This is a genomic window from Flavobacterium soyae (assembly GCF_045348165.1).
Classification (GTDB): Bacteria; Bacteroidota; Bacteroidia; order Flavobacteriales; family Flavobacteriaceae; genus Flavobacterium; species Flavobacterium soyae.
Window position 1 is genome coordinate 4,737,031 of record NZ_CP150845.1, and the last position, 18,752, is coordinate 4,755,782.

Annotated in this window: 13 protein-coding genes; 9 read left to right on the forward strand and 4 right to left on the reverse strand. The window is 33.3% G+C overall.

Annotated elements, in window-relative coordinates; translation table 11 throughout:
• Positions 1-241: 241 nt before the first annotated feature.
• Positions 242-4,732 (reverse strand): translocation/assembly module TamB domain-containing protein, encoded by a 4,491-nt coding sequence (locus tag AABD74_RS19565; RefSeq protein ID WP_406844006.1) that lies wholly within the window; start codon positions 4,730-4,732, stop codon positions 242-244.
• A 207-nt stretch (positions 4,733-4,939) separates the two neighbouring features.
• On the opposite strand from AABD74_RS19565, the gene tsaD reads away from it, so the two are divergent.
• From tsaD to AABD74_RS19605, 8 genes are all read left to right on the forward strand, one after another.
• Positions 4,940-5,962 (forward strand): tRNA (adenosine(37)-N6)-threonylcarbamoyltransferase complex transferase subunit TsaD, encoded by a 1,023-nt coding sequence (gene tsaD, locus AABD74_RS19570; RefSeq protein WP_406844007.1) that lies wholly within the window; start codon positions 4,940-4,942, stop codon positions 5,960-5,962.
• 2 nt (positions 5,963-5,964) lie between these two features.
• A complete protein-coding gene (locus tag AABD74_RS19575; RefSeq protein WP_406844008.1) occupies positions 5,965-6,678 on the forward strand; it encodes a 16S rRNA (uracil(1498)-N(3))-methyltransferase in 714 nt (237 codons plus the stop codon).
• A gap of 142 nt (positions 6,679-6,820) precedes the next feature.
• Positions 6,821-7,459: a DUF4159 domain-containing protein gene (locus AABD74_RS19580; protein ID WP_232682268.1), complete on the forward strand. Its 639-nt coding sequence runs from the start codon at positions 6,821-6,823 to the stop codon at positions 7,457-7,459.
• Between the two features lie 10 nt (positions 7,460-7,469).
• Positions 7,470-7,976, forward strand: coding sequence for a TrmH family RNA methyltransferase (locus tag AABD74_RS19585; RefSeq protein WP_232682267.1), 507 nt, complete (start codon positions 7,470-7,472; stop codon positions 7,974-7,976).
• Between the two features lie 299 nt (positions 7,977-8,275).
• On the forward strand, positions 8,276-9,238 hold the full coding sequence (locus AABD74_RS19590; protein WP_406844009.1) for a zinc metalloprotease: 963 nt from the start codon (positions 8,276-8,278) through the stop codon (positions 9,236-9,238).
• A 120-nt stretch (positions 9,239-9,358) separates the two neighbouring features.
• Complete coding sequence (locus tag AABD74_RS19595) at positions 9,359-10,450, forward strand: AI-2E family transporter (protein ID WP_232682265.1); 1,092 nt, start codon at positions 9,359-9,361, stop codon at positions 10,448-10,450.
• A gap of 2 nt (positions 10,451-10,452) precedes the next feature.
• On the forward strand, positions 10,453-11,634 hold the full coding sequence (locus AABD74_RS19600) for a THUMP-like domain-containing protein (RefSeq protein WP_406844010.1): 1,182 nt from the start codon (positions 10,453-10,455) through the stop codon (positions 11,632-11,634).
• 2 nt (positions 11,635-11,636) lie between these two features.
• Complete coding sequence (locus AABD74_RS19605; protein ID WP_406844011.1) at positions 11,637-12,203, forward strand: hypothetical protein; 567 nt, start codon at positions 11,637-11,639, stop codon at positions 12,201-12,203.
• A 409-nt stretch (positions 12,204-12,612) separates the two neighbouring features.
• Here AABD74_RS19605 and AABD74_RS19610 read toward each other — a convergent pair whose 3' ends face one another.
• Both AABD74_RS19610 and AABD74_RS19615 read right to left on the reverse strand, forming a co-directional pair.
• Positions 12,613-13,566, reverse strand: coding sequence for a hypothetical protein (locus tag AABD74_RS19610; RefSeq protein ID WP_406844012.1), 954 nt, complete (start codon positions 13,564-13,566; stop codon positions 12,613-12,615).
• 367 nt (positions 13,567-13,933) lie between these two features.
• Positions 13,934-14,539: a M15 family metallopeptidase gene (locus tag AABD74_RS19615; RefSeq protein WP_406844013.1), complete on the reverse strand. Its 606-nt coding sequence runs from the start codon at positions 14,537-14,539 to the stop codon at positions 13,934-13,936.
• A 125-nt stretch (positions 14,540-14,664) separates the two neighbouring features.
• Here AABD74_RS19615 and AABD74_RS19620 point away from each other — a divergent pair, with 125 nt between their 5' ends.
• Entirely contained in the window at positions 14,665-16,416 is a 1,752-nt protein-coding gene (locus AABD74_RS19620) for a CocE/NonD family hydrolase (protein WP_406844014.1), read from the forward strand.
• Between the two features lie 10 nt (positions 16,417-16,426).
• Here AABD74_RS19620 and AABD74_RS19625 read toward each other — a convergent pair whose 3' ends face one another.
• On the reverse strand, positions 16,427-18,703 hold the full coding sequence (locus AABD74_RS19625; RefSeq protein WP_406844015.1) for a polyprenyl synthetase family protein: 2,277 nt from the start codon (positions 18,701-18,703) through the stop codon (positions 16,427-16,429).
• Between the last annotated feature and the right edge of the window lie 49 nt (positions 18,704-18,752).

Genomic DNA, 18,752 nt, shown 5'->3' on the forward strand with positions numbered 1-18,752 from the left:
AGTAAAATATGTTAAATTCAAACGTTTTCGTTAATAAGTTTTTTGATACCAAAAATTTCATTTAAAATAATAAATACCCCATTTTTTAATTAATTCTTTAAAAATAACAATACCTGAATGAAGTGTTATAAAAATATTAAGAACAATACTTTAGCAAAAAATAACAAAGGCCTTAAAGTTAGGCATAAAAAAACCATTCGTCGCTGCGAATGGTTTTTTTATATTCTTTTTTAACAATGTGTTAGAAATCGTTGTCAGGAATTAAACCTTCATTATTACTTTGAGGTTTTGGCTTATTCTCCTCTTCTTTTTCTTTTTCAGATTTCTTTTTATTTTTTTCAGCTTCTTTTTTATTGTTATTGAAGTTAATAAAATCTGGATTTAAATTAGAATCCTGAAAATCATCTGAGCTTTTTATAGCTCTTTCGAGTTTATGGCTTTTAAATAGTTTATTGACCAGCTCGCTGAAAGTATCAAAATCGACTTCATAAGAAATACCAACTCCTTGCGTATAACCAATTCCTTGTCCTATATAATTAATATCATTTTCTTTATTAAATAAACGAAGGTTCATAGATCCGTCTTCATTTACCCTGTATAAAATTTCAATATCTCCAACAATAGCAGATTCATTTACCCCTCCAACAGGAACACCTACTTTACCGTTAATAGAAATTCGTTCATTAATCTGTGATGAAATATTGGCTACAAACTGCCCGTCGGCTTCCTGCCCTATTCTTCTGTCTGCCGATATAAAATTCAAATCTATATTAATAAGGTCATTATCTGATTTTATAATCCCTCCCAATAAACTTGCGGCCGTTTCTGCAAATGTTCCTGATAGATCGCTTTGATTAAATCCGTCCTGACTCATAAATGAACCGGTCGACAATAAATACAAGGCTTGTGTCTGGCGAACATCTTTATCGTCTAACTTATATTGTATCTCAGATTTTAAAACATTACTTACCGATGGAAACTGAATATCAAAATTAGGGTCCGGGCTTGTTAAATCTCCTCTTAATCCAATTACTACTTCTACTGGAACTTTTTTATTGAAAGATGAATTGTCTAATAATACCGCAGGATTTGCTGAAGTTTTGTAAACTGCCTCTAAATTCAGCTGTGCTTTCATTGGGTTTCCTTCCCAAATAATCGAACCTCCTTTTTTAACTGCAAACTTTTTATCGATTAAACCTCCATATTTAAAATTATACGTTCCTTCGTATGCCTGGAAATCTCCCCACATATTAAATTTACCCAGCGTATTGATTTTAAACAACAACGATCCGTATCCTTTTCCTTTCATACCGTGACCGGAATTTCGATCAAGAATTACTTCAACCTCGGCATCTGGCGTAATATCAAAATCAAACTCTAATTCAAGTCCGTTATAATTTCTTGTTTTTTCTACAATCCCTTTAGATAAATTATATTTCTCTTTTGGCGTCACAAAATGAATCCAGTTACTTTCACTTGAATTTTGTACGTTGCTGATAGGAATTTTAACTTCGGTTCCCTTTTCAGATTTTGCATCAACCTTAATAAATAAACTTTCTGTTGGACCTTTTATGCTTGCCGTTCCGTTTATAAATGCCGTTCCAAAATAGGCAGCATCTTCGCTGTCTTTAGTATCAAGTGCCAATAATCGTTTTGAAGTTATGGTTAAATCTAATTTCCAGTCTCCAAAATTATGATGTTCAATAGTTCCGTTCAACAATCCTTTTGTTCCAAATTTTGTATCGGTTAACTGATTATTTCTAAACAGGAATTTTTCATCGGTTAAGTCAATAACCGTTCTGTCGCTTAACACATAATCTGTATTGAGGTACGGAATTGTCATTCCGGCTTTTTCAGCATATAAACGTCCGTTGATTTCCGGTTTCTTCAAATTCCCTACAACTGCTGCATTTCCAGAAATAGACCCCCTTACATTTGACAAAACATCACCGCCGACAGTTCCTAAAGTTGCCAGATTAAATCCTTCTAGCTTTAAGTTTAAATCCAGGAATGTCTCTTTATTTTCGACAGTAAAAGTACCGTCTGCCTTAAACGACTCTGCAAAGCCATTTACAATCGAAGAGTTTATGGTAAACTTTTTAAAACTCTGATCTCCCGAAATATCAAAATTTAAAGTTCCTAAATCAACTTTATTTAAATTAAGATGATCTACTACAATACTTGCCGTGGGCTGAAAAACATCTTTATTCTGCTTATAATTTATGTTTCCGTTTAAGTTTCCGTTGAAAACAAATTTCGAATTAAAAGGTGTTATCTTATTGATATCTACATCTTCAAAATTGAGGACGACATCTTTATAGTCTTTTCCTTTGATGACACCGTTTAAATCAATTTTCTGATTTTCGTGCGACAATACAATATTATTTATTGTGAAGTTTTTAAAATACTGATCAAAAACAATCTGATTATCTTTCTTCGCATCTTCGTTTAAATACCATAAATAGTCTTTAAACTTCATTTCAGATTTCTTGATCCCAACTATATTATTTTTGTTTTTATCAATAGTATGAAACAAATCGAGATTGAAATAATCCTGTCCTTGGTCACCGCCTTTAAACTCAGAACGTACAAACAAAGTATCTTTTGATGTTACATTGATTAAATTGAAATCCCGTATTTTATAATACGGCGTTTTTATACTGTCTAACTCAATAAAAGCATTATAAAGCGGATTTTTATTGTCAATGCTGATTCTGATGTTATCAAAAGTATTTTTGGCCGCGCTGATTTGTTTTGACCTGAATCCGAATTTAAATTCCTGCAAATCCGAATCTATTTTTCCGCGAACTACTGTACTCGAATCGATTTTCATTTCAGGATACAGCATTTCGACTACCTTATTATATACATGAAAATTAAAACGCAGGAACTGTCCTTTTTTAACTTTAAAAGGCTTATAATTGGTATAGAGACTTCCAACAGAATTCATGACCAATTTATCCAATTGCGCAAACTGAAATTTCCCCACAATTTTTCCTTCAACAATATCTGATGAATTAACAGTTATGGTACGAAGTCTGTCAGCATCAAAATTTGAACTAACTTTTACTTCATCAAAAACATAAGTTGCTTTTGGATTTTGATATTCTGCATCTTTAATTAAAATATCACCCTGAAGGTTTTCGATCGAATTTCCTGTCAGCTGAACAACGGCATCACCTTTAAAATGCGAAATAGAATCGCTTATGAATTTCAGTTTTCTCAAATCAGAGTTTTCGACATTGATATGAAAATCATAACGGCTTTCTCTTTTGCTTAAATCAACCAAACCGTCAAATATCATGCTCAAATTTGGGTCATTTACAGAGATCTGCCCTTTATAATAAGGAAGCTTGAAATTACCATTTACAACAATATTACTATAGGTATATTTATTGTAATCTAACTTGGCAATATCTCCTTTTATAATAGTGTTCAAATATTTTTCGGAAAAACCAACACCGTCAACATCAACATTTAAAGTTGTTTTACCAATATCTTTTCGGTTTAGTAAGGCTCCAATATTAAAATTATCCAGAACGATATTTCCGGAATAAGAAGCCTTGTCGATGAAATCCATATTATTCATATGAAGATCGACTTTACCGTTTCCTAAATCAGTTGCCATTTTAAAATCGGTTTCCAAAGCTGTTGTCGAGACTTTAGCTCTCCCCACAATATTAAATTTCCCAATTCTTTTCAATTCTTTCGGAAGTTTTTTACCCAAAACACCCGGCAGTAAAACGACAAGATTATCATAACTTGAAATCAATTTATCGAACTTTCCGTCCATAAAAAACTTTTGTTCTTTTGATCCCAAAAGGTTTCTAAAATTGATTGTTCCAAAAATTTTCGAACCGTTTGCATCGGTAAGTCTAAGACGGTTTAGATTCAGGTTGTTTAAAGTTCCTTTTATTTTGGTCCTAACTTTAAAATGCTGATTTTTTCCTAAGCCGTCATAAAAATAACGAATATCGTTTGAAGCAATCGAAGAAGAATCTAATGCAACATTAAACTGCACTTTATCAGTAAAATCAAGAAAATCTTTGATTTTATAATTCAAAATCGCTTTTCCGTAAATCCACGATCTTTTGGTTTTAATCGCTAAATTTTCGACTTTAATCTGCTTCTTAGTATAGCTGAATTTCCCAGCAAAATTAGTAACATACAAACCACGGTGATCTAAAAATGAAAACCTGTGAATTGTAGTATTTACATCAGGCCCATACAATTTAAAATCGCTGATGTAAGCGTTCAGTTTCTTAAAATCTAAAAATTCCGGGTTTCTTTTATTTTCATCCACAACCGAAAAATTTCCATTTGTGATATAGGCATTTTTGGCAGTAAAAAGAAAATGTTTGGTAGTTTTTTTCTTTTCTTCTTTGGTTTCAAACAATTTAATAAACTTATTAATATTGTTTTCGTCTTCGTTTTTATAGGTTTTTAGATTAAAAATCATACCTGTTAAACGAAGGTCCCCAAAAAGTAAATCGCCGTCAATAAGTCTTTTTATGCTTAAAATATCAGTCGTAATAATATCAGAGTAAATCATCGTTTTTTTGTGATGATCTAAAACCAGGGCTTTTTTAAGCTTTACACCGCCAAAAATATTAATAGCAACTTTATCAACACTAATGTTGGTTTTAAAATCAGTATTTAAAGTTTCGGTAAGATATTTTGCAATTTTTGTCTGCACGACAGGCAGAGAAAGAGTGATAGCAAGTACCAGCAAAAGTAAAATTAAGCCAATCAGGGTTCTGGATACTATTTTCTTAACTCTTTTGATAATCTGGTATTATTATAGATTTTGTTTTAATTTAATTTGAACAGACAAAGGTCGGCTGTTTTGATAAAAATTCTTTAATTTTGGGGCTCTGCTTCAAATCAAAGCAATTCAAAATTTGATTTGTCAAATATAATTCAAAATTCGTGCCTTTATATGCAAAATTCAGAGGTTTTTATTCTTGCCATCGAAAGTTCATGCGATGATACTGCCGCCGCAGTTTTACATAACGATAAAGTTCTCTCAAATGTTGTGGCCAATCAATTAATTCACAATCAATATGGCGGTGTAGTTCCTGAGCTAGCTTCAAGAGCCCATCAGCAAAATATAGTTCCTGTAATCGACGCAGCACTTCGTAAAGCAAATGTACAAAAAGAACAGCTAACTGCCATTGCCTTTACGCAAGGTCCCGGCTTAATGGGGTCATTGTTAGTAGGAAGTTCTTTCAGTAAATCATTAGCATTAGCATTAAATATTCCGTTAATTGCTGTAAACCATATGCATGCCCATATTTTAGCCCATTTTATTGATGAAGAAGGCTACGATAAACCTGAGTTTCCTTTTTTAGCTCTAACCATCAGCGGAGGGCATACTCAAATTGTAAAAGTAAACAGCTTTTTTGATATGGAAATTATTGGCGAAACAACCGATGATGCTGTTGGAGAAGCTTTTGATAAGAGTGCAAAAATATTAGGGCTTCCCTACCCAGGCGGACCTTTGATTGATAAATATGCGAAAGAAGGAAATCCGAAAGCTTTTACTTTTACAAAACCAAAAGTTCCGGGATTAGATTTTAGTTTTTCGGGATTAAAAACAGCTATTTTGTATTTTATCCAGAAAAATAAACTGGAGAACCCAAATTTTATTGATGATAACCTAAATGATATTTGTGCTTCTATTCAGCATACGATTATAGAAATTTTGATGGACAAACTAAAACTTGCTGTCAAAGAAACCGGAATTAAACAAATTGCCATTGGCGGAGGAGTTTCGGCAAATTCAGGAATCAGAACTACATTAAAGGAAAGCGAAGCCAAATATGGCTGGAAAACTTTTATTCCGAAATTCGAATATACTACAGATAATGCGGCAATGATTGGAATTGTAGGCTATCAAAAATATTTATCAAGTCGCTTTGAAACTTCTGCGGTGGTTTCTAAAGCACGAATTCAATTTTAATTATGCAGTTATTTTACAATCCGGATATTGACGAAACAACCGAAAGTTTTTCTTTTGATAAAGAAGAAAGCCGACATATTATAAAAGTTTTACGAAAGAAAGATTCGGATATTTTACATGTTACAAATGGTTTAGGTTTATTGTTTGAAACTGAAATTACATTGGCTTCAGACAACAAATGTATTGTGAACGTTCGTTCTATAAAAAAATCTCCTGAACCAAAATTTCGCCTGCATTTAGCCGTTGCGCCAACCAAAATGAACGATCGTTTTGAATGGTTCTTAGAAAAAGCTACAGAAATTGGAATTCAGGAAATTACACCAATAATCTGTGATCGTTCTGAACGAAAAGTAATTAATTTGGAACGCTTTGAAAAGATTATTTTATCGGCAATGAAACAATCTAATGAAACTTATTTTCCTAAACTGAATGATGCCATTTCGTTTAAAGAATTCATGAAACAAAAAAATCAGGGTTTACAATTTATTGCACATTGTGAAGAAACAGATAAAAAATCTTTGAAGGAAACTTTAAAACCAAATGAAGATGTAACTTTATTAATAGGTCCCGAAGGAGATTTTTCTGAAAAAGAAATAGCTTTGGCCATTGAAAACAAATATCAGCCGGTAACTTTAGGGAATACACGTTTGCGAACAGAAACTGCTGCAGTTGTAGCTTGCCATAGTGTTGTATTTTTTAATGAAGTGCCTAATTAAAGACAATCTTGTCATCCTGAGGAACGAAGGATCGCACTAGTTGATCGACACAGATTGACGACTTTCTGTGCGGAGTTTCTTGTGCGATCCTTCGTTCCTCAGGATGACAAAAAAGCCGAATAACAGGCAATTTAAAATTATTATGAAAAAAATATTTTACTTATTATTACTTTTTTCAATTTCATCCTTTTCTCAGGAAATTGCTTTGCTTAAATACAGCGGCGGCGGCGATTGGTATGCAAACCCAACATCGTTGCCCAATTTAATTCGTTTTTGCAATTCGACTATCAATACCAGAATAAAAGCAAAACCTTCGACAGTTGAACCAAGCAATCCTGATTTGCTTTCGTACCCGTTTGTGCACATGACCGGGCACGGAAATGTTGTTTTCAGCGATTCTGATATTACAAATCTTAGAAATTATTTATACGGGGGAGGTTTTCTTCATATCGATGATAATTACGGTATGGATCAATACATTCGAAAAGAAATCAAAAAGATATTTCCTAATAATAATTTAGTTGAAATTCCGGCAAATCATCCTATTTTTCAAAAACCTTTTCCTTTCCCAAACGGATTGCCTAAAATTCACGAACACGACGGAACCCGTCCGCAGGCGTTTGGAATTTTCGTAGAAAACAAACTGGTTTTATTATATACTTACGAATGCGATTTAGGCGACGGCTGGGAAGATCCTGAAGTTCATAATGATCCGGCAAATGTTCGCGACAAAGCTTTAAAAATGGGTGCAAACATTATCAATTATATTTTTACCAATTAAATTTTAAAAAGTGCAGCTTACTCACGAAGAAAATCAATTTGAGAGAAAAATATTTCCAATAACCTTGGTTTGCGATCATATTTATTTTCAGCAGAATATTGGTTCGCTTTTTAGAATTTCTGAAGCTTTTGGTGTCGAAAATATTATTTTTCTTGGAAAAGATATTCCGCTTACGCCAAGAAAAATCAACAAAACTTCCCGCAGTACGCATCTTCATGTACCACATCAAATTATCGAAGAAACAGCTCAATTAATTGACTATTTACAGCAAAACAATTTCGAAGTTATTGCTTTAGAAATTACAAGCAATAGCAAACCTCTAAGAGAAGTTGTGATTCCGAATAAAAAAACAGCACTTTTGATAGGAAGTGAAATTGATGGAATTTCTGATGAACTTTTAAAAATTTGTGATCAAATTGTACACATAAATATGTTTGGAAAAAATTCCAGCATGAATGTTGTGCAGGCAGCAAGTATAGCCTTATACGAAATTACTTCTTTGCAGTCTTTAACATAAAAAGCTAATATTTTCTAAAAAAGTAGAAAATGCAAGGAAAATGTTAAAACACAAACAAACAAGTTACCTAAAGGTTAAATTTAAATCTAAATATAGTTTTTTTGCTCCCAAAACATCAATAAATAAGAATTTACATCATAAAAATAATTTTAACTTTTTTGTAGGAACTAGACTATATAAGGGATTGTTAAAAAAACGTAAATAAATTAATATAAAAATTTGGTCACAAAGTGTTTTTGTTATAAAATTGCGAACTGGTTAACCAAAACTATTATTTTATAACAAAACCCCCTATTATTATGAAAAAGGTTATTATTACTGCATTTACAGCATTAGTGCTGTTTTCTTGTCAAAACGATCAATCTGCTGACGCAAGCGGTTCAGAAGCTGCGGCTGCAAAAACAACACTTCGTTCTTGTGCAACTCAGGACGTGTTAGAAGCTCAATTAAAAGCTGACCCTACATTGGCTATTAGAATGAACGAAATTGAAGCTTTTACAAACAAAACTTTACTTACGGGTAAACTTGTAAATGGTAAAATTGAAATTCCTGTTGTGGTAAACGTTTTGTACAGAACAAGTGCAGAGAATATCTCAAATGCGCAAATTCAATCTCAAATTGATGTTCTAAACAAAGATTTCAATGCGCAAAACTCTGATTTTAACAGCGTACCAGCACTTTTTGCAGGTGTAAAAGCTAACGTTGGAATTACATTTGTTTTAGATCAGGTTATTAGAAAATCTACAACTAAAACTTCTTGGGGAACAGCCGATGCAATGAAAAAAACATCAAAAGGTGGTCTGGCTCCAACTTCGCCAACAACTAAACTAAACCTATGGGCTTGTACTATTGGCGGTGGAATTTTAGGATATGCACAATTTCCAGGAGGTGCTTCTGCAACTGATGGAGTTGTAATCGACTCTAAATATTTTGGTCTTTCAGGAGCTGCAAATGCCCCTTACAATTTAGGAAGAACTGGTACTCACGAAGTTGGTCACTGGATGAACTTACGTCACATTTGGGGAGATGCAACTTGCGGTAGCGATTTAGTTTCTGATACTCCAACTCATAACGAGCCAAATTACGGTGTTCCTGCATATCCACACTATAGTACTTGTTCTGGTACTCCAGTAGAAATGACAATGAACTACATGGATTATACTGATGATAATGCAATGTACATGTTCTCTAACGGACAAAAAAGCAGAATGGCTGCTATCTTCGTAAGCGGAGGTGCAAGATTTTCTTTTGGACAGCCTTAAGCCTTTGATTGTACTCAAAGAAATAACTTACAAAAGCGAGATGTTTTCATCTCGCTTTTTTTTTGTTAAATACAAAAGTTTTAAAAGCTTTTTCCTATTTTTATGGTCTAAAATTAAAATATGATAACGTCAAAAATTATTTCTAACGGAATCTTACGGGCATTAGCTACAATATTAATAATTGGTATTGTTTTATACTTTCTATACGAAATACAAACTGTAATTGTTTATTTATGTATTTCTTTGATATTGTGTCTAATATCAAATCCGCTGGTTTTGTTTTTAAAAAATAAATTAAAATTCAAAGATTCGCTTGCTGCGACAACTGCTATCGTTATTTTTATTTTATTAATGGTTGGTTTTATCCTTTTGTTTGTTCCGTTAATCATTTCTCAGGCAAACAACTTATCGCTTTTAGATACCAAACAGCTTCAGTCCCAGTTTATGGAAACTGAACAAAGCATTGAAACGTACTTTAATATTCAGCATTTTGATTTAAATAAAGTCCTTAGGGATTCAAAAGTCACTTCGATGTTGAATTTTAGTTATTTTACCGGCTTCATCAATTCTATTTTGAACTTTATGGCTGATATGGGAATGGGATTGGTTTCGGTATTTTTTATTACTTTTTTCTTTATTAAAGATCAGGATGATTTTAAATCTACGGCCAGAAAATTACTTCCGGATTCAAATGAAGACAAAATATTAAATTCTATTACCAAGATAAACCATATGTTAACCCGTTATTTTATTGGGCTTTTACTTCAACTTACGGTTGTCTTTATTCTTTATCTGATTGTTTTGATGATTTTTGGAAACGAAAATGCTTTTGTAATTGCGTTTTTATGTGCTGTCTTAAATATTATTCCCTATATCGGGCCTATTATTGGAACGACTTTAGCTGCGCTTTTAACTATGATCAGCTTAATTGGACAGGATTTTAGGTCTGAAATTTTACCAACTACTATTTATGTCGTTATTGGATTTTTACTGGTTCAGGCAATTGATAATAATATCAGCCAGCCTATAATTTCATCAAAAAGTGTAAATTCGCATCCGCTGGAAATATTCCTTATTACTTTAATTAGCGGCATTACCTTTGGAATCGTTGGAATGATTATCGCTGTTCCGCTTTTTACAATGATAAAAGTAATTTTAAAAGAATTTTTTCCTGATAACAAAATTATATCTGTTTTAACCGAAAGAATTTAACTTTGAACACTTCTATTTTAAGTAAAAATATTCAAGATTTTATAACGCTGAATAGCAGTGAATCCATAACAAAATTAGCACTTCAAAAAAATCCTTTTCCAGAGGTTGAATGGATTTTAATTTTAAACCAAATCGAAGCTAAGGCAAAAGCTAAAGACAAATTACCAGTCTGGTTTGCTGCAGAAAACATTATTTATCCGAGTAAAATTTCTGTCGAGCAGACTTCTTCTGAAAAAACGGCGGCTTATAAAGCTTCTTTAATTTCCGGAGAAAGTTTAATTGATCTTACAGGAGGTTTTGGTGTTGATGATTATTATTTTTCCAAACAATTTAAAACTATTACGCATTGCGAAATAAATGAAGATTTATCTGCAATTGTAAAGCATAATTTCAAACAATTAGGCGTTGAAAACTGCCATTTTTATGCCAATGATTCTGCAAATGTTTTAAAGGATCTAAACCAGAAATGGGACTGGATTTACATTGATCCTTCGAGAAGAAATGATGCAAAAGGCAAAGTTTTTATGCTGAAAGACTGTCTGCCAAATGTTCCCGAATCTTTAGATTTTTATTTTGAAAAGGCCGATTCAATTTTAATTAAAACCGCGCCTTTATTAGACATTTCTGCTGGTTTATCTGAATTGAAATTTGTAAAAAACATTCATATTATCGCGCTCGAAAATGAGGTTAAGGAATTGCTTTTTGAAATTCATAAAGAGAATTTGGGTGAAATAACTTTGAAAACTGCCAATATCTTAAAAGATAAAATTGAAACTTTTGAGTTTGTTTTAGGTAACGAAACTCAATTACCATCATACAACCTTCCTCAAAAATATCTTTACGAACCTAATTCGGCAATTATGAAATCGGGCGGTTTTGATGAAGTGAGTACAGCATTCCAAATCAATAAACTGCATAAACATTCTCATTTATATACTTCAGAAGATTTAATTGATTTTCCGGGACGGCGTTTTGAAATCGAAAAAGTAATTTCATACAGTAAAAATGAAATGAAATTGGAGCTGTTAAATCAGCAGGCAAACGTTACAACCCGCAACTTTCCGGAAACTGTAGAAAATATTCGAAAGAAATGGAAAATAAAAAATGGAGGAAATGTTTATTGTTTTTTTACAACTGATAAAAATGAAAGCAAAATAGTTTTAATTTGCAGAAAAATAAACTAAAAATGAAACAACTAATTACTCTAACTCTTTTTTTATTAACCTTTACAGCATTTGCCCAAAAACCTTGTGAATACAGCACAAATGTAACAGACTCGATTGGAACTTATAAAGTAACTAACGAATATTTGATAAGCGAGAAAAACTTTGGCGGAACTTTTAGTTATGTTTTCTTTTCGCTTGCGCAGACTGACGGTTTACCAACTTTAAATTTACAACTTATTCAAAAAAGCAAAGATTTCCTGAAAGCAAATTGTTTTGATAAAAATTCTAAAGTTTATTTACAATTAGAAAATGGAAAAATTGTAACTCTTCTTCATATCAATCAGGAAAACTGCGGAACTTTAATTCGCGACGACAAAGGTTTTGATAACCGCGTAAATACCGGAATTTTCATGTTTATGAAAGACAATTATGAAGATCTGAAAACTTCGCCTGTTTTAATTATGCGAATTAAATACCTGACTGACGTTGAAGATTATATTGTAAAAAAAGAATTAGTGTCTGAACTTAATGGCAAAACGTACCAGCCCAACACGTATTTCATGCAGAATATCAGATGCGTTGAGTAATTAATTCAAGTTGCTGGTTTAATATGATAAAAAAACAAAGCAGCAGTTTAATAAATTTGTTTTGCCAACAAATAAGCCTCAACAATGCTTTGCAAAGACAAAATCATATCATTTTTTTGTTTAATAGATGATATTTTACAAGGAGTTAATCATGTAGGTCATGTTAGAAAACAAGTTTGTGACAGTGAAATTATTTTGACCGTTATTGTTTCTTCAACAAGTTTTTATGGCAATCATTGTTCTGCCATAAAGTTTATGAAGCAGAAGAGTAGAAACAGCAATAAGTGACATCAAAAAATGTTTCCAAAATACATGCAGTGACATTTCAAGGGTTTCTAATAAAAGCTTACCTTATATTTGGGCTTCAATTAAACAAACAATGTTAGTTTTATAAGAAGCCCTTCCAATATTAATTTCCTAAATAAATGAAGGTATTGGTAGCGGTAGTGCCAATGCTTTGACCGAAGGAGTCAACTTGCACAATTTTTAAAAAGCTTTTAGCTGAGTCAATATTACCAGACGTCGAACAGGAAGTTATTCTTACTCTTATGTCCGTGTCAACTGCTGGTTTTATTAAGGCTTTCGTGGCTATATCCCCAATATCTCCATAAGCAGCACTACGAGAATCTCCAAAAAATCCAGTATTTGCAGATGGCAAAATTACGCCAGTTGTAGCGTTTTGCAATTCATAAAAAGCATATGCAGAATATCCAGGAGTCCCGATTGAGCCTATAATACACTCAATATCGTAAATTTTATTGGCTTTTAGTGTAACTACGCCCGTGTTTATCGTCATGTTTCCAGCAATAGCCGTAAAATTTGTTAATGTTTGAACGACATTAGTTATTGTTGAAGATAACTTAGCGTAGAGATATTCAGGTGTATTGTCAGCCATTGGCAAATTAGCCCCAATACCCAAAGCAGTAGCATGGGCTTGTTGGGTGGCTGTTAAACTTGTTTTTGCCCTGCCGTCTAATTTTACGTAACCGTTAAAATCAGAACTCCAAACAGCTTGTGTTATTTGACCATATTCCGCAATTTTTTGACCTGCAATTTTTTGCCAGTTTAAACCATCAAAATAATAATAGCCTACCTCTGTAACGTTTGCTGTTGCAGTATTTGTAGAACCACTTAAATCTGTTACAAACAACATAGCTCCAAGTTGCGCTGTAGAATATGCTGTTTTATTAATAAGTTCAGCTCTTGTAATTCTGGGAGGTATTACACCATCAGGAACTGTAATTACTGATGGTGTACCAGTAACATCAAGCGTTGCTTTTGGGTCTATATTATTTATCCCTATTTGTGAGAAAGATAAAAATGAAAATAAAAGACAAATGAGTAATAATATTGAATTTTTCACTTTTAAATATTTAATGTTATTATGTTAATTAATCTCATTTTAACCATTGTATTTTACAATCTAACATTTTGATGCTTAATGAAGTTGGGAATTTTGAAACCGGGTATTTTTGGTTAAACGAAAATACGAAAAAAAAAACTCAACTAAAAACTCCTGTCTCACTGATTTATTGGTAATAGTTTTTTCTTTTCTAGCGAACAATTGTATCTAAATAACCCGTTGAAATTATTTTTTTTTGCCGTGAAGTTTTATAGTCTTTTTATTATTATAACTCGTTGGTTGTAAATATGTTGAAGCACATTCAACAGTGATTATGTTTTATCAATACAATTAAATAAAACTATTAACTAACAACTTGAATTAATTATTATTCGCAATTCCACTTTTGATTCGCAACCGGGTCTTTTAATCCGGTTTTTAAATTATAATGCCACCATTCTGAATCAAACGAATTGAAACCGTTTTGAATCATTATTTTTTTAAGGAATTTTCGGTTTGCCAAAATTTCTTTAGAAAATTTAGTGTAGTTGTGACCGGCTTCAGGTCCAAAAAAGTCAAAAGCGGTTCCCATTTCAAGTTCTTTTCCGTTTGCATCAACTAACGAAATATCTACGGCTCCTCCTCTATTGTGGATGGAGCCTTTTTTTGGATCTGCAACATATTCGGGATTCGATACAATCGTCCACATCTTCTGCTGGATCGATAAAGGTCTGTAACAATCGTACAGTTTTATTTTATATCCTTTTTTAATAAAATCTTTATTGGCTTCGATTAAAGCTTTAACCGTTTTTAATCGCAGGAAACATTCTGCACAATCATACACTTTAGCCTTCAGGAAATTATCATCTGTGGCATATTTCATATCATAAATAAAATCTTTGCTGTACTCTTTAAGGTTTACAAAAGTTGTGTCCTCAATTTTATGCTCTACAGGTTCTGCATAAGCTTCATTTTGTGCTTTCGCTGAAATCATCCAGCAAAAACATATTAAAAAAAACGAAGATTTGATGTATTGTAACATGAAGTTATAATTTGAGTCATTATTGAAGTAAATATATAAATTTTAATTAAATTCGTTCAACTTAAAAAAACTTACTAATGATGAATAATAAAGCATTGTTTTTATTTCTGAGTTTATTTTTTTTGGTCTGCCAGCTTTCTGCACAACAGACAAAAGCCACAAAATTAGCAAGTAACGAGAGTGATTACGATATTCAGGACAGTGTTTCGATTACAGCACGAGACGGCGCAATATTATCTGCAATGGTTGCCCGCAAAAAAAATGATAACGATGCAAAACCTGTAATTCTTCAATATACGATTTATGTTCGTGACAAAGGCAGAGATCTTAAAACCATAAAAGAATCTGTTGATAAAGGTTATACAGGCGTAATTGTTTACTCTCGGGGAAAACGTTTCAGCCCTAACGAAATTGATCCGTATGAAAATGAAAACAGCGATGTTTATGATGCTATAGACTGGATCAGCAAACAAAAATGGTGTAACGGAAGCATTGGAATGTATGGCGGAAGTTATAATGGATTTACGCAATGGGCGGCTTGCAAAAAGATGCATCCTGCACTTAAAACAATTGTTCCTTACGTAGCAAACAGACCGGGAATGGGACTGCCAATGGAAAACAATGTTTTTATAAACCCAAATTATGAATGGGCTTTTTATGTGGGAAACAACAAATATCTTGATACAGTTACCAATAATAACAGGCCTCGTTTTAGAGGATTAAAATTTAGGTGGTGGGAATCTGGAGCGGCTTATAAAAAACTGGACAGCATTGACGGCGAACCTAACAGATGGTTTCAAAAATGGGTAAGCCATCCGTCATTTGATGAATACTGGCAGAAAATGGCACCTTATAAAAATGATTTTTCGCAGATAAATATTCCTGTTTTAGCTTTTGACGGTTATTACAATGATTCTCAAAACTCAGGTTTATATTATTTGAAAGAACTTCAAAAGTACAGTCCGAAAACACCTTTTTATCTTGTAATTGGACCTTATGGACATTTTGGAACCCAAATTGGCGGCGAAGCCATTTTAAATGATTATAAAGTCGACTCAAACGCTTTAATTGACATTAAAAAAATTACCTATCAATGGTTTGATTTTATTTTGAAGAACGGTACTAAACCTGAAATTCTAAAAGATAAAATCAATTATGAAGTTATGGGTGCCAATGAATGGAAAAGTGCTTCATCATTTGAAAAAATGCATAATGATTTCCTGACTTTCTATTTAACAGCAAATAAATCCGGAGATTTTTATCTGGCCGATTATCAAAAGCCTAAGGAAAAAGAATTCTTATCGCAGGAAGTTGATTTTAAAGACCGACAAATCAGTAATAATAATTATTATCCCAGCCCAATTATTCGTAAAGATGTTAACGTAAATGACGGCTGTTTTTTTATAAGCGAACCCTTAAAAGAAGCTTTAATTGTAAATGGGTCCTTTTTAGGAGAAATCAAATGCAGCATAAACAAAAAAGATATGGATCTGGGCGTTACGCTTTATGAAGTTACGCCAAATGGAGAATATTTTCATTTATCATATTACATAGGCCGTGCCAGTTATGCAAAAAACATTGAAAAAAGACAGCTTTTAGTCCCTAATAAAATTGAAACGATCTCCTTTACTAATACTCATTTCGTGAGTAAGCAGCTAAGTAAAGGAAGCCGTTTATTGATTGCCGTTACTATAAATAAAAATCCGTTTTCGCAGTTAAATTACGGAACCGGAAAAGAAGTAAGCGATGAAACTATTCGTGATGCAAAAGAGCCTTTGCAAATAAAATGGTATAATGACAGCTTTGTGAAAATTCCGGTTTTGAAGTAAATTTTTAAAATTATTCCTTTTTTAATGCATACCAGCCAAAGGCACGCAATCTTACTTTAAAAAATGAGTCTGGCAGGAGTTTATCAAGCTTTTTCCATGCTTCTTCGACAAGTTCTTCTGCTTCTTGACGGCATGCTTCAATGGCTCCGCAATCTTGCAATAAATGAATTATCGATGCTATTACCGCTGTATCCGTTGGCATGGTCTGAAGAGTTTTCCATACGTATTCGCGTTGATTTAAAGGCAATAATCCCATCGCTTTTGCAACTGGCATGGTTATTTTTCCGGCAGTAATATCTTCTCCTTTATCTTTAAGATTATTTTCATACCCCTGCAGATTCAACACATCATCTACTATTTGGTAAGCAACACCAATTGCTTCTAAAAAATTGCTTAGTGCCTCTATTTCCTCTGGTTTCCCGCCTCCTATCAATCCTCCCATTTTAGCCAATGTACAGGCAGGTGCTGCTGTTTTTAACCGATGTATGGTATAGATTCTTTTTTCAAGAACCGAACTTTCTCCAATTTTTACTGCATCAGGCATCATAAAATGAAGTCCGCTGATATCCATTGCCTGACCTGCATGTGCTGCACGCATCATTTCAAAATACAGTTCATATACTTTTAACCTGATATGATCTGTAAGATGAGGATAACGTGTAAACAATTCACCAATAAAATAACAAATATTACCTGCATTTATAGCTAGTGGTTCTCCATAAATAAGATGCAGGGCCGTACCTCCTCTACGGGTGTCAGATCTGTCCTGAATATCATCTACAATTAAGGATCCTGTATGTATCAGCTCCGGCATTGCCAGCCAGTCGATAAATGGCTGAGAGTTTCCACCTACACTATCTATACACGCAAGAAATACATAAGACCTCCAGGCTTTTTTACTCCTGTCTACAATCTCTCTGATGGGTTTTATAACTGAAGAAACATATTGTTCTTTATCCTCCTCACTAAAAAAAGTAACACCCAGCGGACTATCAACCAACCTGTGAAACTGCTCATCGCTAGGGTTTAAAGGCAGTAAAGATTCTACTGATTTTTGGGTCGTATCGCCTACTGCTTTTAAGAAACTTTCGATATTTGTTTTGGTACTAAATCCGTTTCTTTCAATATAACCCTGACCGGAAACTTCTGTATCCATAAATTTTCCTTCGGCACTTACACAGCCTTCCCAAAATGCGGGCGCAGAGAGAATAGTAATAAATTCCTGTTCGGGAAAATCTGCGGTAATAGAAAGAAAAATAGTGAGCTGCGGTATTTCTAATCTCCAGGAAACAGGATAGGATATAAAAGTTCGGGCACTTGTCCAATACTTTTCAGGTAAAAATGAGTAATGCTCTACGCTTGTTCTTTTACCATTCGGATCAATAATAACTATAGCACCTCCGGCATGTTCGCCATTTTTTGTGTTATCAAAAAGATCATAACCAGATAACTGATACCCATTGTCTAGCTGCAGCGCTATCCAGTTCCAGTCCATTTCATGCTTAAATTCAAATGTTGAAGTTTCATCAGCCGGTCTGCTAAATTCATGGTCATACCAGCCGTTCCCTTCTACTTTATAAACCGTGTTACCTATCTGAACTTTTCCGCTTACCTCACACTTTGGAATAAAATAATAAAACATTTCTTCTTTCGTTATACCGCTTACGAATCCATTATTTCCATGCCGTACCGGTTCTGTTAATGGAATAAAATTAAGTTTACAAACCACTCCGTTCAATGGATTCTCAAGCTTTAAATGATAATGACCTTCTTTATTTTTTTTAAAGGAGTTTTCATCGTATTTAAGAGAAAGTTTTTTGGCACCAATATTCGCAGGCTGCTTAAGAAGTCTGTCCGGCAGGGGCATATTTCCTTTCTCATACACTTCTTTTAGAGCGCGGCGAATCGATTTGTTTCCCGCATTCTTTTCATCGTTCTTTTTAATAGCTTTTAATATTTCTGCCGGCGTACTCGGATCTAAAAGAGAATCCATATAATATTTTCCTTCCGTTTTATCTGATAAAGACCAGATTACAGAATGCGTATAATTAAGATCTCCTGTTATCTCATCTTTTACTGCCACTCTGAAAAAAGAAGCAAATAAAGACAGCCGCTTTCCATCCTTAGAAGTAAGATGACAATTTTGATACCACCATTCGATTAGTGATTCATGGTGCGGAAGATCATGAATATTTAAATCAATTGGCCCATCAGCAGGCCAGGTCGAAGGATAGCAGTATGGGATATCTTCCAGGTTTGTTTGTTGTGCATAGGTTTCTTTTTTCATAATGTCAGACATATTCGTTATTACAATAATATTTATTCCGCTCTTCGAA